This window comes from Exiguobacterium sp. s166, assembly GCF_018618855.1.
Taxonomy (GTDB): Bacteria; Bacillota; Bacilli; order Exiguobacteriales; family Exiguobacteriaceae; genus Exiguobacterium_A.
In genome coordinates, this window is the sequence record NZ_JACSMU010000001.1 from 362,815 (window position 1) to 377,637 (window position 14,823).

The 14,823-nt window shown below is 45.3% G+C and carries 12 protein-coding genes; 3 read left to right on the forward strand and 9 right to left on the reverse strand.

The features are described 5' to 3' along the window. The 6 genes from KNP93_RS01880 to KNP93_RS01905 all read right to left on the reverse strand — a co-directional run bounded on the left by KNP93_RS01880 (position 1) and on the right by KNP93_RS01905 (position 6,302). Entirely contained in the window at positions 1–525 is a 525-nt protein-coding gene (locus KNP93_RS01880; protein ID WP_214852832.1) for a type II secretion system protein, read from the reverse strand. 138 nt (positions 526–663) lie between these two features. Then, a complete protein-coding gene (locus KNP93_RS01885; RefSeq protein ID WP_131502734.1) occupies positions 664–1,881 on the reverse strand; it encodes a type II secretion system F family protein in 1,218 nt (405 codons plus the stop codon). Between the two features lie 4 nt (positions 1,882–1,885). Continuing rightward, positions 1,886–2,929, reverse strand: coding sequence for a type IV pilus twitching motility protein PilT (locus KNP93_RS01890; protein ID WP_131502735.1), 1,044 nt, complete (start codon positions 2,927–2,929; stop codon positions 1,886–1,888). Further along, positions 2,926–4,590, reverse strand: a complete 1,665-nt coding sequence (locus KNP93_RS01895; RefSeq protein WP_131502736.1) for a GspE/PulE family protein — start codon at positions 4,588–4,590, stop codon at positions 2,926–2,928. The genes KNP93_RS01890 and KNP93_RS01895 overlap by 4 nt, the downstream gene beginning before the upstream one ends. Positions 4,591–4,598: 8 nt before the next feature. Further along, positions 4,599–4,913 carry a hypothetical protein gene (locus tag KNP93_RS01900; protein ID WP_131502737.1) on the reverse strand — a complete coding sequence of 105 codons (315 nt, stop codon included), beginning with the start codon at positions 4,911–4,913 and terminating at the stop codon, positions 4,599–4,601. A gap of 27 nt (positions 4,914–4,940) precedes the next feature. After that, complete coding sequence (locus KNP93_RS01905) at positions 4,941–6,302, reverse strand: G5 domain-containing protein (RefSeq protein WP_251138590.1); 1,362 nt, start codon at positions 6,300–6,302, stop codon at positions 4,941–4,943. Positions 6,303–6,477: 175 nt separating this feature from the next. Between KNP93_RS01905 and KNP93_RS01910 the strand changes: the two genes are divergently transcribed. From KNP93_RS01910 to KNP93_RS01920, 3 genes are read left to right on the forward strand one after another with little or no spacing between them, the layout of a single operon-like run. Further along, positions 6,478–7,002, forward strand: a complete 525-nt coding sequence (locus KNP93_RS01910; protein ID WP_131502739.1) for a type IV pilus modification PilV family protein — start codon at positions 6,478–6,480, stop codon at positions 7,000–7,002. Beyond that, on the forward strand, positions 6,965–7,570 hold the full coding sequence (locus tag KNP93_RS01915; RefSeq protein ID WP_131502740.1) for a PulJ/GspJ family protein: 606 nt from the start codon (positions 6,965–6,967) through the stop codon (positions 7,568–7,570). Before KNP93_RS01910 ends, KNP93_RS01915 begins: the two co-directional genes overlap by 38 nt. Before the next feature lie 17 nt (positions 7,571–7,587). Then, positions 7,588–9,156, forward strand: coding sequence for a type II secretion system protein (locus tag KNP93_RS01920; protein WP_214852835.1), 1,569 nt, complete (start codon positions 7,588–7,590; stop codon positions 9,154–9,156). A gap of 46 nt (positions 9,157–9,202) precedes the next feature. On the opposite strand, the gene KNP93_RS01925 is transcribed toward KNP93_RS01920, so the two are convergent. The 3 genes from KNP93_RS01925 to KNP93_RS01935 form a co-directional block, all read right to left on the reverse strand. Further along, positions 9,203–9,892 carry an ankyrin repeat domain-containing protein gene (locus KNP93_RS01925; protein WP_131502742.1) on the reverse strand — a complete coding sequence of 230 codons (690 nt, stop codon included), beginning with the start codon at positions 9,890–9,892 and terminating at the stop codon, positions 9,203–9,205. Between the two features lie 15 nt (positions 9,893–9,907). Next, positions 9,908–13,489, reverse strand: coding sequence for a GEVED domain-containing protein (locus tag KNP93_RS01930; protein ID WP_214852838.1), 3,582 nt, complete (start codon positions 13,487–13,489; stop codon positions 9,908–9,910). 72 nt (positions 13,490–13,561) lie between these two features. Further along, complete coding sequence (locus KNP93_RS01935; RefSeq protein WP_214852852.1) at positions 13,562–14,812, reverse strand: bifunctional folylpolyglutamate synthase/dihydrofolate synthase; 1,251 nt, start codon at positions 14,810–14,812, stop codon at positions 13,562–13,564. Between the last annotated feature and the right edge of the window lie 11 nt (positions 14,813–14,823).

The following is a 14,823-nucleotide window of genomic DNA, read 5'->3' on the forward strand; positions in this document are numbered from 1 at the left end:
TTATTTTTCAACTACTCCAGCACGTTTTAAGTCTTTTGGTGCTGCTGCTGTAAAGTATGTGTAATCTGTTGATGCACTTGTTAAAGTAACTGCATACTCATATGAACCATTTTTCTCAGTAACCGTCACAAATGAATCTGCATAATCTGCATCTGAATTTAAAGCATCCTTCATATCATCGATGTATTTTTTCAATGAGTCTGTTCTTGGTGCCTCTTTTGTACCTTTAGCAACTGCATTAGCTGAAATCGGCTTTTTATTTTCGTTCACTCCAACTTTAACCGTTTCCCCAGGCTGAACTGGGTTCGAAGACGTATAAAGTTTCGCTGCTGCTACCAATTGTTTCGCATCGGATACAACGGCATCCTTACGTGAGTTTTCAATCAATCCGCCGATTGCGACGACAGCGATTGCTGCAATGATTCCTAAAATAACGACAACAACGAGTAACTCGATCAATGTCAAGCCGCGCTCGTCACGCATTTGTTTGGCATCGAGCCAAATCTCTTTCAGACGTTCTAACATGTTTATTATTCCTCCCTAGTACTTTTTTACTGTTCCTGACGTATAGGTCATACTATCCAAATCGATACTATTATAGTAGCACCATATTTTTTGTAGAAAATGGATTTTTTCTACATCAGGTAAATGTTTTCGCAGTTGTCAACTTGCCTGAATATCGGAATAGATTTTGAACATCGGAACAACGACAGCGATGACAATCACACCGACGATAACCGCGAGTACGACAATCAATAACGGCTCGATGATTGACTTCAAGCGGTCGGTCGTCGTCTCAACTTCCGTTTCGTAAAAATCGGCGACTTCCGTCAACATTGAGTCGAGTCGTCCCGATTCTTCCCCAATCGCAATCATCTGTGTGACAAGAGGTGGAAAATATTTGTTTTTCGCTAACGGTTCGTGCATCGGAATCCCCCGCGACATCGCTTCGTTGGCAGCGGCAATTCCTTTACGGATGACCCGGTTCGTGACGATGCGTTCCGTAATGTCAAGCGATGTAAGAATCGGAACCGATGCATTCAATAAGACAGCCAGTCCACGGGTCATTAACGCAATTTGTGACTTTTGAATCAACGGACCGAACACAGGAATCATCAACAGTAAACGGTCGAAGACAACCCGTTGCCGCTCATTTTTTAAGTTAAAGTACAGTAATCCGAGTAAACCAAACACAATCAAGAGTAAGACCCACCAGTAGGCAACAAAAAAGTCAGAGACGGCGACAACGATCTTCGTGATCAACGGCAACTCACTGCCGAGCTGATCAAAAATCGAGGCGAACGTCGGAACGACGTTCAGCATTAAGAAGACGACGACCCCGACGGCGACAATCGAGACGACCGCCGGATAAATCAATGCCGAGATGACTTTCCGTTTGATTTCATACTGTTTTTGGAGCTGGGTCACGATGTTATCGAGCGCTTCTTCTAGGTTTCCGCTTGCCTCCCCTGCCATTGCCATACTGACAAAAAACGTATCAAAAACACGCGGATGTTTTTCAATCGCTTGTGAAAATTGAATCCCGCTCCGCAAATCATCTTCGACTTCGACCAGCGCCCGTTCCAGCGGCTTTGATTCCGTCTGTTTCCGTAAGATTTCCGTCGCTTTGACAATTGAGACACCGGACCGGACGAGTGTCGCGAACTGCCGGGCATACATGACAAGATGCTCGATTTTCGGTTTGGCAGTCAAAAATGTGATTTCCGTATTTAAGCCTTTGGACTCTTGCTTCTCAAGTAACGTCACGGCAATTTGATCCGTCCGTAAGCGTTCCGCCGCTTCCCGTTTCGTAAGTGCCGTAATTTTTCCTTTTTTACGTTTACCGGTCATCGTACGACCTTCATATTTGAAGACTGTCATTGGTTCACCCCGATATGTAAGGTGTCGCGGCTGATGCTGGAATCAAACCTCGACTCACTAAGTCTTGTAATGCCATCTGCATCGTCTGCATGCCGTATTGCTTCCCTGTCTGTAAGACCGATTGGATCTGATATTCTTTCCCGGTCCGGATTAAGTTTGAGACGGCGGGTGTATCAACCATGATTTCAAGTGCTGCGACACGACCGGTTCCATCCGTTCGTGGCATCAGCCGTTGTGAGACGACACCGGCTAGAACGTTCGCGAGTTGAGCCCGAATCTGGTCTTGTTGCTCGGATGGAAAGACGTCGATGATCCGACTGACCGTCGATGCCGCCGTCGACGTATGGACCGTCGCAAAAACTAAATGACCAGTCTCTGCTGCCGTCACCGCTGTTGAAATTGTTTCAAGATCTCGCATCTCACCTAGCAGGATGACATCTGGATCCTGGCGAAGGGCGGACCGTAAGCCGGTCGCAAAACGCGGGGCATCGATACCGATTTCCCGCTGGTCAATCAGACTTTTCTGATGACTATGTAAATATTCGATCGGATCTTCGAGCGTGATGATCCGCTTATACATCGTTTGGTTGATTTCATTGATCATCGCTGCCAGTGTCGTCGATTTCCCGGAACCCGTCGGACCGGTCACGAGAATCAAGCCGTGCGGCTTCGTCAGGAAACGTTTTAAGACCGGCGGCAATGACAATTGATCGAGTGTCGGTACTTCAGTCGGAATCGTCCGAAAGGCCATCGACAACGCCCCGCGTTGATAAAAACAATTGACGCGGTAGCGTGCCACTCCTGTCACACCAAATGAAAAATCGATATCCCGGTCCTGTTTTAACTGTAAAAACATTTCCTCGGTAATAAGGGAGCGGACGAACCCTTCGATTATGACCGGTTTCATCTTTTCTGTACCGAACGGTGTCAAGGTGCCGTTGATGCGAAAGACCGGCGGTGAACCGGCCGTCAGATGGACATCGGATGCTTCTTTTTCTTTCGACGATCGTAAGATATCTTCAATTTGGGCGCGCTCCATCGTACTCATTCGGAAATCACCGTCCGTAGAATTTCTTCCGTCGTCGTGATACCTTGCGCGACTTTGGCTAAACCGTCCGCCAACAATAACCGTTGTCCTTGTGATCTGACATACATCGTGATTTCACTCTCCGTTGATTGATTCATAATCATCCGTCGTAAGCTCTCATCCACCACGACGACTTCCTGAATCGCCAGACGTCCACGATAACCTGTCATATTACAAGAGGAACAGCCTCGTCCACGCATGACGGTCGTCGCCGTGATACCTTCTTGAGCAAACAACTCTTCTTCGCGCTTCGATAACGGCTGAACTTCCCCGCAGTCACGGCAAACCCGCCGGACAAGCCGCTGGGCGATCAGTCCGGTGACCGAAGCGGCCACAAGGAACGGCTCAACTCCCATATCAATCAATCGGGTAATCGAGCTGACGGCTGAATTCGTGTGTAACGTCGACAGGACGAGGTGACCGGTTAATGAAGCCCGGATCGAAATCTCGGCTGTCTCGATGTCACGAATTTCCCCGACCATGACGACGTTTGGATCCTGCCTGAGAATCGAGCGGAGTCCGCTGGCAAACGTTAGACCGATTTTCGAGTTGACCTGGACCTGATTGATGCCGTCCACTTGGTATTCGACCGGGTCTTCAACCGTAATGATATTACGTGTTTCATCATTTAATTCATTTAAAGCCGCATACAAGGTCGATGACTTTCCTGATCCGGTTGGTCCCGTGATTAAGATAATTCCGTTTGGCCGTTTGAGCATCTCACGAAATTGTTGTTCGTTCCGTTCACTGAATCCGATTTTTGCGATCGAGATGTTCGAGTTCGAACTGTCGAGAATCCGAATGACGACTTTTTCGCCGTAGACGGTTGGTAATGTCGAGACCCGGAAATCATAGGCAACCCCATTATGTAGGAATTTAATGCGTCCATCCTGTGGTAAGCGAGTTTCCGTAATATCCAGTTCACTCATGACTTTGATACGGGTCGTTAAAATATTTTGAATCTGTTTCGGATAATTGTTTTCTGTACGTAATTCACCATCAATCCGGATCCGGATCGAAAGTGACGTTTCTTGTGGATCCATATGAATATCGGATGCCCGCTGGGAAATTCCGTTCTCGAGTATTTGATTGACCAGACGGATGATTGGAGCATCTTCACGTGTAACCGTATCACGTGATGTATCCGAAATCGTCATCTCGTCTGACTCGAGTAGTTCTCGCAGTGACGAATCGATATCGTAATACTTTAAAATTGTCCGTCGGATTTCATCGCGTGTCGCAAGGCCTACCTCAATCATTAATCCTGTTTGAAGTCGCAAGTCATCAATCGCAATTAGGTCCATCGGGTCTGCCATCGCGATGAACAGCCGATTCCCCTCGCGGTAAACCGGCACAAGCGTATGTCGTTGTGCCAGTTCCTTTGAAATCAATTTCGTTACCGCCACATCGACCGGATAATTATACAGTTGAATGACAGGAATTTTTAATTGATGATGTAATGCTTCAATCAACTGTTGTTCCGTCAAGTGACCAAGTCGTAATAACGTATCCCCCAGTTTTTCAGATGTCCGTTTGACGGATAGCGCCTCTTCAATTTGCGCTTCCGTCACCACACTCTCTTCTAACAGCATTTCACCTAGTCGTTTTCGTTTCATTGCCATTTACGTTGTCATCCTTCCGCGTGCCATGTTTCTTCCTCGTCCAGTGGTGTCAGTTTCTGCTTTCTTTCATCCACGACACTCGTGATTGCCGTCACAACGAGAATCGATACAACGTAACCGGCAATTACGAAAGGATTCGAAATCCAGTCAAACTTGACGATTAAATAGAGGGAAGTGACCAGGACGAGCGCCGTCAAGGACAGAATCACTTTTGCTGCCGTAGTCGTGACAAAAGGGATTTGAATCGCAAACATCAAACCACAAATGATGGTCGCTAGACCGATGATGATACCAAGTTCAATTGCTAAGTCCGTCCAGTTCATATTCATCCTCTTTTCTTTTTGGCAAGATCAGCCAACAGCGCCTTCCGTCGAATCATCTTCGACCGGAGATGCCGGGTCTCCTGTCGTTGGCGTATCCGGAGTGTCCGGTACCGTCGGTTGATCCGGTGTTACAGGTTCTTCTGGTGTCGTCGTTCCGTCTGTTGTTCCATCCGTTGAGTCAGTTGTTGAGTTATCTGTCGAGTCATTGGTTGTTTCATCATTCGTCGTCTCGTCCGTCGAGTCGGTTGACGGTTCTTCTGCCGGTGGTGTGACGACAGGCGGTAACTCTTCTTGACTGCTCTTCGTCACAATGGCTGGTGTCGCCGCATAAAAATCAAGGGCCAGTAGTCGTTTGACTTCTCCTTGATTGGATTTCGTGACACGATACAATTCAATCGACTTTCCTTCAATCCCCGACTGCGTATCACTGCTTGTTCCTGCAGACAGCGTCGCAGAATACCGTGTAATCGTCCGGTACGGAATTGTTTTTTCCGCTTCGAGTACGGCCGTGACCGTTTCTTTGAACGGTGTCCCGCGTAATTCCAGCGTGACATCACTCCCGTTCTTCGTCGCGACGACTTGGTAATTAACCGCTTGAGTGTTTCGAACGGCAAAATCAGTTTTCTCATCAATCTTGACATCATAACCAAGTGTGATGTCGTCCGGTAATTCCTTATGCGGCATCCGTTCGACAATCTCAAATGGTGTTTTCGCGAATAGTTCATACAATTTACTGCCAATAAAGGAGGCAGCCACTGGATCCATGCCGTACGTCTTAACATTCATCAATTGGCCGGCTTTGATGTCGACTTGAGCCATTCCGTCAATCATCTGTTCTTCTGCTGCAGAACGTGTCGTAAACGTGACACTCGAGACGACTTCTCCTGCCGGATCAATCGCTGCTGCTGTTTCAGCCGGGTCAAAGTTTCCTTCTTCCAGCTTTTTACTTGTTTTAATCAACCAGGTGTTAAACGTCTTCACCTGTTCTTCTGTATATGTAATCGGTTGTGAGGCAAGATAGGCTTCCATTGCAGTTTGATTGACAGTTACCTTTAAAGATCCGCCTTTTTTCAAAGAAGCTTGTTTGATGGATTCTTCGACCTTAAATGTCACCAGTTCGGTCGGAATCGGTAATGTCTCTTCTCCTGTTCCAACGGTCAATGGTGTTTTTTTAGACCAGGACGTGACGGCTTCCTGCACTTTCGGTTTTGCTTCTTTTCGTGTCAGTCCGCTGACTGGAACGGAACCGATTCGAGCGGTATCAGAAAAGTTTTCGATGACTGTTGCTTTGCCTGTAAAAGAAATCAAGGCAAATGAAGGAACATAGATTAGAGCAATTAACGCGACTAACAGCAACGTATGGACAGCAAAACGTTTGAAATTTATCATCATCTGTTTCCTTTCCGTATGAAATAACCATTTCAGGTGTCTAGTATTTCCATTATAATGAATATTATGATGAAACATAAGTCCTACCTGACAAATACTTTCTCTACGTGTGAATACATACCTTTTTTTAATTTTCAGTCCAGAAATCCTATTGATTTAGACATGAGGTGAATCCGTGCCAAACAAGCAAGCTGGTTTTTCATTAATTGAAGTATTAGTCAGTATTACGATTTTATCGATTATTTCTGTATCGTTAATCAGTATCTTTTCCCAGTCCCTCGCAGCGTCAAGGGACAGTACCGAATTGACGTTTGCCAATTATTTAGCAAAGAATGCCGCCTCCTATATCGAGCGGGAAGCTATCGAGACAGAATCCGGTCCCTTTGTTTTTGAAGATTTGAAGGAACAAGCACAACAAACGATTTATCAGAATGGTTCTTTTGAAATACCGACGCCGAACACGCCGTCATGTGGTGTATCGGCTATTTGTGACTCAATCTTCAACGATGCTGAAATAAATAATCTACCGTTTGATGTAAAGTTCAGTGTCACGCCCCGTAAGATTAACGGTGAAAACGATCCAAATCTGCTTGATTTGTATATTTATGTCTATCCGGATGGACAACCGGAGCCGATTACGTCTTTGAAAGGATCGATCACCAATGCGACGCTTAATCAAAGTTTTCCCTCAACGAAATGATGGCTTTTCGCTTGTCGAGTTGCTTGTCGCCATCGTCATCGCTGCTATTTTCAGTGCCGTCATTTTGACAGTATTCATCTCCGGTACAAAAAGTTTTCAAGCGACCGGTATCATCAGTGAATTGCGGAGCGAAGCAGACAGTTCGGTTGGTTTGATATTAAATGAAATCACAGGGTTTGATGCCATTCGAATCGACCAAGCAAACGAACTCGCATTCTACAAAAAAACGTTACCCAGTCTCAGTCAAGCAACCGGCTTACTTGAACGGTCGGCTGGTTTCGTCCCGTATAACGCGAATCAAGAAGATGTGGTCGAGCCCGTTACGTATAGATTCGACGATAAACAGACAGAACAAACGACCTTGATTTATAAGAGTCCGCTCGAAAACATCAATGAGCAGACGAGCATGCAAAAAACGTTTACCCTGTCCCGTCCGGAAACGGTCACGATTACGACAGGTGATTACCCCGGTGTCTATGTGGTCCACGGTATCTTAACGATCACCTTAACGATTCAGTCCGTCGATCAAGAAGAAACACAAACCCTCACAAGCACGATTGGCTTTTAAGAGAGAAAGGATGACCCATGCGAAAATCCGAAGAAGGTTATACTTTATTATTTGTATTAGTAACATTAACGGTGCTATCTGTTTTGGCTGTCGCGACGATTGGCATCAGTCTCCAATCCACACGACTGACAGAAATTCGTGGGACGAATATCGAAGTAGAATCAGCGACACAAAATGAATTGAAACAAGCGATTGCTGCTTTACAGCAAATCGTCGCGACGACAGCCGGAACCAGTCCGACGAGTTCGTCGAAGGAGTTATTTAATGACCCGACCAATCAAATCATTTTAAAGCTTGCGACTGCAGCACCGAACGTCAAAGTGACATTAAATGAAGCCGCATCAAATGTCCGCGTCAAAGCCTTCGATTTGACGGCACAGGTTGAAGAAGCAAAAGGCGATCAGCCGACGGTCCGGAAAAAGTATGCGCAACGTGTCTATTTGTCCGCTATTCCAAGTTTCTTATATTACATTCTAGGCTCTGATAATCAAGTCATTTTAAACGGTGCCCCGCGGATTCAAGGAAATGTCTTCTCCCGGCAACCGTTACAAGTATCCGCGTCACCAAACTTCATCTACAATGGCGCAACCGGCTCCTACACGGATAAAACAGCCCGTGCCTATATTGATGGTCAAGTCAAAGTCTTCCAGCCAAAGGATCAGCCTTTATTGAGCTGTCGTGACTTCTTATCTTGTGATACGAGTGTATTCGATCCGACCGTCAAGACAGACCTGATCGCAACGAAAGAAGCACTGGTGCCTTTCGATTTTGAATTTGCCTTGAATGATTTTTTAAATATTCCAAGTACAACACCACTTGCGACATTGCCCGGATATTTGCGGGCTCAACCTATCAAACAAGCTGTCTTAACGGGACCTTTTTTGAATGAACTCAGTACAGACAAACAGTTGATTCGTCCGGCACCAACAGAAAACAATACAGTGACAATCACTGATGATATCGTTAAAGCCTCCATGGAACCCCTCATCATTGATGGAAACTTAACCATTTCCTCTTTAAATCCGGTGAATCAACCACTTGAAATCAAACGCCCGATGATTGTTCTCGGTAATCTATTGATTCGAGGAAATGTCAGCTTTGCGACGACGATATTTTCGACGGGCTCGAGTCGACTCGATGATGCAAATATCCAAGGAATCGCCAGTTCGTCGAATCAAAATACGTTGATTCTTCTCAGTAAAGGAAGCCTGACGATTAATCGTGTGAATAAGTTTTCAACACCACAAACAACCAAACCTGATATGAGTGCTTTTTTATACAGTGATGATCCTGCCTTGAATCGAATTTATTCGGTCGGTTCTACGATGAACCTGCAAGGCGGAATCTTTACGAAAGGTATTCTCGAAGTCAATGCCTACCGTGGAACGCTGGATTTACCGGAAAACAGCTTCCCGCAAGATGTAACAGCACTCGAGACCTTGATGAAAGCCAAGCAATCCGCGGACGCTGAAAAATCCCGCCTTCGTCTGACCTATGACGCCAGTGTTCTTCAAAACCCGACGGCAATGCTTCCGCTCAGCCGAGCCGTTCAATTATATGTTGAAACACCTAAACGCCTTCCATGACATACAAAAACACGGCATCCTTTTTATGAGGATGTCGTGTTTTTTGTTACTTAAATGATTCTGCCCCGTAGTTGTTTGCTATTTTTTTAACTTGTTTCGTGTTTGCTGAGGCCCCACTCGTTTTTAACAATTGGTATAAGTCGGTCCGATTTTGTTTAACGGTCTCATAAATCGGTGGATCTGTTCCTTTGTCTGGAACAGCGCCTGCTGCGAGTAGCAACTCCATCGCTTCTTGATTTTGATCGACTGTCGCATAATAAAGCGGTGTATGACCAAATCGATCCAATTGATTCAGCTGACTTTTTGAAGCTTGTTTGACGAGTAAATCATAAGCATCAACAGAACGATTGATACTTGTTGCGACATGCAAAACATTTTGTTTGTTCTTATTTACTTGTTTCATCGAAGCGCCCGCCGCTAACCATTGTTTGACGATATCGGTCGGGGCAAACTGAGCGACATAAAACCAATTTTGTTGATTTTTGGCACTTGTCCGGTCTAACAAAACAAGTGCTTTTTCATACTCAAGCGTTTCTTGAAATTTCCGAATGTATCGGTTTCGTTCTTTTGTTGATAAATCAACCGTCGCTACAGCCTGTTGCAACTTAGTGGCATCACTCGCCTTTAGGCTCTCTTCAAACGTTTGTTGATTTCGATAATCAATTAACAGATAGGTCGTTCCTCCAATTCCAACTAAGAACAGGAGAACGACGAGCATGATTTTTTTTCGTGTCACGTCGCTTGCTCCTCTTTAATACACATCCGTATCACTTTCTCCTGTTGATCCGTCAGATGAAATCGTGACTTTAAAGGTTGTCGTCAACGGTTGCTTCTCTTTTTCCCCGTCTTTCAATACTTCAAAAACACTCTTGTCTTTTTTTAAGGCAGTCACTTTGATTCGGGCAACACCCGGACGAAGAGCCTTTAGCGTCTGAGCAGTCGCATCCGTCTTGACGTATTCTTTTCCTTGCATGACTTCGAGACGATAGAAACGTTCTGTCGTCGTAACGGGCAACCAATTGAGAAGCGGGCGTTTTTGATCATCTTGTAACGTCATCGTCAAATCATTTGCCGTCAACGTCAATGGATTTTCACGCACATTGATTTTTGTTACAGCACGGGTATCCGGGAAGTCACTTAGTTGTAATACCGCATCGACTGGACCGTTTGGAGTCCCGGTCAATCCTTTGACGGTATATCCGGTACCGGTTGCAGTCAATTCAATGGCATCACTGATTTTAGAAAGAACAAACGGTAAGCGGATATCCGGCGAAAACGTTGCGATCATATTTTGAGTCGTTCCCGCCCATAGTTCCAAGTTGCTTGGATTCACAGTTAGTTCCGGAACCTTGACTTCAATCGTATAAACTTGTGATTGCGCCAAGTAGGTCGTTGCGCCTGCTGTAGCTGGTACGACCGCCTGCACAGTCAGCATACCGGGTTTGACACCCGTTAAAGTCAACGTATCCGTTTCTTTTCCTTTCGATTCAACCGATCCAGGATTCGTCACTATCCATTTAATCGGTGCATCCGTTCCAGATAACATGATGGCATCCCCGGTCATTGCCTTCGTTTGTCCCACGTACAACACATTCGGAACGTCACGGACAATCAGTCCGCCAAATACATCATTGATGGTCAATTTAGAGGTTGCGACCAATTCTTTGCCATTTGCAACAGGGACAATCAATTTAATATCCGTCGTGCCGATTTTTTTCGGCACAATGATTCCCTCTTGGTTGATGGTTGCAATGTCCGTGTCTGCAATCGACCACTTCAACGTTCCGTATTGACTGCCTACCGGACTGATTTCCGGCAAAACTTTATAAGACGGTGTATTGAGATCGATTCGGACTGACGGAATCTTCACTTCTGTTGCAAAAGGTTTTGATAAAGCATACCCTATCGTCGGGAAAGCTTGTGTATCATTGGACACCGATGACGATTTGTCTTTTCCATTCTTTTTATCGCGATAAATCGTTTTGGTCGAACTGACTGTATTGTCTTTTTTATCAAATAAATGAGTACCAGCGCTGTCTTTCGCCCGAACTTTCACTGTAAAGGTGAGTTCAGACGGCTGTGCAATCCATAAGCCTTTATGGACACCTTCGATTGCTTCATCATATTCAATATCCGGAATATCTCCAGTCAATTTTTGATCCACAATTTTAACGTTACCGAGTCCGGTCGCTGAAATGACATCAACATTTGTCGGGAAATTTTCACTAAAAAGGATGTTCTCCATCGTGACAGAGAATTGCCCCATGATATACCCATTATTTCCAATCGCATCTTTTTGGAGCATTGGACTTGTTTTGACAGTGTAGGTGATGTCAGCTGTTTCACCTTGCGGGATTGTAGCCGGATCGATGGAACGTGATAAGATGAACGGCGATGAAGCAGAGGGCTGAACGATTTGAATCGTTCGTGTTTCAACCGTCTTCGCTCCACGCTGGTCCTCGGCTTCAATCCGAATCACGGCTGACGTTTTCCCCGCCAATTTACCGTTAAACGTCTGACTGACAAAGGAATTATTTTTCAATTTATCGTTCTCAAATACCTTTTCGTTATCGATATAAATACGTGTTTTTAATTGGCGATCCCGTAAATCATAATCATTCACTTTATACGAAATTGTAAGTGGCTCATTACTTAAATAACCGGCTTGATTATCCGGCAAGATATTTTTAATGAGCGGCTTATGGTTTGCTCCAATAAAAGCGCGGTACATTGTATTTGAAAACAGTTCTTTTTCTTGCTGTTGACTGAATGTCGAAGTATGTCCAGCACCCGAATAGGTGATATTTCCTTTTGTATACATATAATAATGATTTCTTGCGTCGCCAACTGTTCGACCGGTATCTTGGTTCGAGGCGGCAACACTATTTTCGCGAATGTTATACCATGGAATTAAATCAGGTTGTTCCAAGTCCAGTCCAAAGTATTGGTTGTGGGTCGTTGCAATTAAGACATTACTTCCTAAGGTGAAGGGGTAAGTTGTCATGACGCCATCGTTTTGCTTAACTGCTTGTCCCGATGTACGCGGCGCCGCATAGCCCATATTCGTAAAATTCTTTTGTCCTGCTAAATCAGCAAACTTCTTTTCCCAGAACAGCTCGGGAATCGCTGATTGATTCGGACGGAAAATCGTGTCGTGAGACAACATCAATCCTTGGCCCGTGTTCGTAAACCCAAGGATCGCGTTCGATGCAGCGTCACTCAAAGATGCGGCACCATAAGAATCTTGAAAACCAAAAATCAACATATCGTAAGCCGTATTTAAATTCTTAGTCGAATACGTTTGATTAAATGTGTCTGCAGTAATGACTTCGACATTAAAGTCATAAAATCCATCCTGCTTCAGTAACGTTCCAGTATTCATAAATCCATTGATGGATCCGGTCGTTCCTGTCCGTGTCACTTGAAGAATTTTCGCTTCCGCGACCTGATCCTTCATTAAAAAACTGCCGGTTTTATAATCCGTCAAACCGTCACTACTAGAAACGCGAATCATCCAGTTCCGTGGACCGGTATAACTTGGTGCATCGAAGTTATAGCTTAGCGTGCCTGTCTTACCGGCCGGCTTCTCATCGACTTTTTCCGACTCTTCAAATTGATCGTTGCTGTCAAAATCAATGTACAGTTGAACAAGTTGATTTGTATTTTCGATACTTGTCGTATACGTAAAATCGATCGGAACGTTCGGAACAGCTGTTGTTCCTTTATCGACTACCGTCAAAGCCGTTCCTTGTTGTCGAACGGAAACGCCTTCTAATCGAGGGCGAATGATTTTAGATGCCTTTAATCTCGTGATAACGCTTGAAAGATCTGTATACGTTGGAACACCTTTAAAAACCGATGTAAAGTTACTTGATGAGTGCGTCAGAACATCTTGATGTAAGAAGACCGGTAATCCCTTTTTAATGTATGCAGTGTTGATTTCATTTGCCTTTAATTTCGTAATATCATTTTCAATTTTACTTGTATTATGCTGTTTTGATGTATCGGAAATCTTGACCGAATAACGGTCTAGTCCTGTAAACACAGACGGATCAAAAACAATCGCATCAAATGCCCCGTCGAGTGGAAAACGCGATGCATTTAATTCTTTGACTGTCATCATCTTGATCTCGAACTGATTTTTATCAAGACCCGTCAACATCGAATTCACAACTGTACTAGGATCAATCCGGTTCGTCGTCGACCAGTCATCCCGCACTTCCAGAATTCTGAACTTTTCTCCGGTTGCTGCCTTTGTATATGGTGGTTGTATATACGTAATACTAGTAAATATCAATAAGCTGACTAAAAACAGACGTACCCAACGTTTCATCTCCATCGTCTCCTCGTCTTAAGATCATGCAATCTAGGACTATATTACCCCACCATTAGTATACAAGGACTTTCAGCGTTTCCCCTTTTTTGTAAAAGACTGCGCCTTTAGTAATGTGCGAACCGTGCTGATGAAATAGAGCGATCCCGTGACGATGAGCGTCTTTTCCGTCGTATCCACTTCCTTGAAAAAACGGTTGAGTTCCATCGCATTCGCTCCGTCCATCTTCAATTCTTCAAGCGACCGCGCCCGTGGAAAATCAAACGTCGTTTCGTAGATATTCGGCGTCACTTCCTGCAACTGCCTGAGCATTGCTTCGCGGTCCTTGTCCCGTAAAATCGAACACAGGACGAGAACCGGTTTTGACTCTTCCTTCAGTCGTTCAACCAGTGCCGTCACCCCTTCCGGATTATGGGCACCGTCCAAAATAATCCGCGGCTTGCGGGAGATGATCTCAAACCGTCCCGGATGCGTCGCATTCCGCAGTCCGCGCCGGATAGAGGTCTTCGACCAGCCGAGTTGTTTCGCACAGACGACAGCGTTCGCCGCATTGTGGACTTGATGAATCCCTTCCAGCCCTAGACGTGTCTCGGGAATCCCTTCATAGGTCGCCCATGTGCCGGTCTCACTCAGCCGGTAATGCCGGATGACTTCCTGACTCCAGGACAGGCTCGCCTGCCGATCGCCACAATAGGCCATCAACGGAACCGTTAATTCTTCCTGCAGTTTTCCCGCAATGACTCGTGTACCTTGTTTAATGATCCCGAACTTCTGTAAAGCAATCTCTTGGAGCGTATCTCCGAGAATCGCCTGATGATCGTGACCGATCGAAGTAATAATTGCGGCTTTTGGTTGCTTCAGGACATTCGTCGAATCATACAGACCGCCCAGTCCGACTTCATAAATAACGAAATCAGGACGAATCTGATGAAAATGATAAAAGGCGAGTGCTGTCAGAGCTTCAAATTCCGTCACTGCCCCGATTACCGGTTCTAATTTCAGGATTGCAGCTTGAACCATATTAGCCGCCTCAACCAGATCCGCTTCACTGATCGGTACACCGTTCAACATGATTCGTTCCTCAAACTGAATGATATACGGTGACGTAAAGGTTCCGATTTGCAATCCTTCCGCTACACCCATCTCCCGCAAAAAAGCGACCGTTGATCCTTTGCCGTTTGTTCCCGCAACATGAATCGTCGGAATCGTATCCGGATCAATTGCAAGTTCCGCCAGTATCGCGTTCATCCGGCTCAACCCTGGTTTGATGCCAAATGCCAGTAACGCCGATAACCATTCGAGCACATCTTCTCGTGTTCTCACGCTTGGTTCAC